Below are 1,533 nucleotides of genomic sequence, written 5' to 3'. Positions count from 1 at the left end.
GGCCGCGACCTCCGCCAGGTCGGCGCCGGTGACGAAGGGCATGTCCGCCAGCGCGATCACCAGCAGATCCGCCTCCGCCGCCATCGCCCAGCGGGCCGCCGCCGCGAGGCTGGCCGACTGGCCCGATCCCGCGGGCGCCTCCAGCCGCAGGAGCCCGGGAAACAGATCGGCCCGCGCCGCCGGGCAGACCACCGCGGCCTCGGCGAAACCCGCCGCCGCCATGGCCGATGCCGCGTGGCGGGCCAGCGCCTGTCCCGCCAGGCCGGCGCGCAGCTTGTCGCCCGCGCCGAAGCGGCTGCCCCGCCCCGCCGCCAGCACCGCCCCCAGGATCCGTTCCGCCATCGCCCCGCCCTTCCCTGTCTGCCGTCTGCCGTCTGCCGTCTGCCGTCTGCCGTCTGCCGTCTGCCGCAGGGATCCTGCGCGGCCATGCGCTGGATGCAACCCCCCATGCGCGGCAACCGGCCGCAGACCGCCGCCGCGGCGCTTGTGCTTTCACTCTCGCCAGCCGCGCCCGCCGGGCCGCGCCGAACCTGCCGAAAGGATCCGCCCATGGAAAACGCCGCCCCCCGCCTGGCCGTCGCGCCGCCCCGGCCCGTCACGCTGCCCGTCGCGGGCAGCGACGCGGTCTTCCCGGTCGGCCGGATCTTCTGCATCGGGCGCAACTATGCCGCCCATGCCGCCGAGATGGGCCATGACGCGACGCGCGAACCGCCCTTCTTCTTCATGAAGCCCAATACCGCCATCTGCCCGCCGGGCAGCGACTATGCCTATCCGCGCCATTCCACCGACGTGCATCACGAGGTCGAGCTGGTCGCCGCCATAGGCCGCGGCGGCTCGCATATCGAGGCAGGCGCCGCGCTGGATCACGTCTGGGGCTATGGCGTGGGGCTCGACATGACCCTGCGCGACCTGCAATCCACCGCCAAATCCATGGGCCGCCCCTGGGAGGCGGCGAAATCCGTCGACGGATCGGCCCCCATCGGCGCGCTGCGCCCCGCGACCGAAACCGGCCACCCGACCGCCGGGGCCATCACGCTGCGGGTCAATGGTAGCCTCAAGCAGCAGGGCGATCTCGGCCAGATGATCTGGTCCATCCCCGAGATGATCGCCCATATCTCGCAATCCTTCACCCTGCGCGAGGGCGACCTGATCATGACCGGCACGCCCTCGGGGATCGGCCCGGTGCTGATGGGCGACCTCCTGGAGGGCGAGGTCGCGGGCGTGGGCTCCGTCTCGGTCCGGGTCCGCTGATCGGGGTTTCGCGGCGAAATCCCCGCCGCGGCCCGGGGCTCACAGCCCCTCGAACAGCCCCGGCACCATCTCTTCCCAGAAGGCCGCCATCGCGCGGGCATTCAGCGCCGAGGCCCAGCCCAGCCGCTCGAAATCGCCGCGCTCCAGAGGATCGGAAAGCTGCGACAGGAACAGCCGCCGGTCGGCATCGCGCTGCGTGGGGGTGCGCGCCGCCACGGCCTCGCGGATCCGCTCCATGCGCGCCGCGCGGCCGCGCAGCTCGGCCGCCAGCGCCTCCAGCAC

Annotated in this window: 2 protein-coding genes and 1 pseudogene; 1 reads left to right on the top strand and 2 read right to left on the bottom strand. The window is 73.6% G+C overall.

All coding sequences use genetic code 11. The features are described from left to right. Window positions 1–342: NTP transferase domain-containing protein (locus ICN82_RS21145; RefSeq protein ID WP_193187322.1), on the bottom strand; the 342-nt coding region annotated here is incomplete at its 3' end. A gap of 207 nt (window positions 343–549) precedes the next feature. Between ICN82_RS21145 and ICN82_RS21140 the strand changes: the two genes are divergently transcribed. Continuing rightward, window positions 550–1,251, top strand: coding sequence for a fumarylacetoacetate hydrolase family protein (locus tag ICN82_RS21140; RefSeq protein WP_193187319.1), 702 nt, complete (start codon window positions 550–552; stop codon window positions 1,249–1,251). Between the two features lie 39 nt (window positions 1,252–1,290). Here ICN82_RS21140 and ICN82_RS21135 read toward each other — a convergent pair. Continuing rightward, a pseudogene (locus ICN82_RS21135) lies at window positions 1,291–1,533 on the bottom strand (replication initiation protein); the annotation flags it as partial.

Source organism: Mangrovicoccus algicola, assembly GCF_014903745.1.
In the GTDB taxonomy this organism is placed as follows: domain Bacteria; phylum Pseudomonadota; class Alphaproteobacteria; order Rhodobacterales; family Rhodobacteraceae; genus Mangrovicoccus; species Mangrovicoccus algicola.
This window is presented reverse-complemented; position numbering and strand designations above follow the sequence as displayed.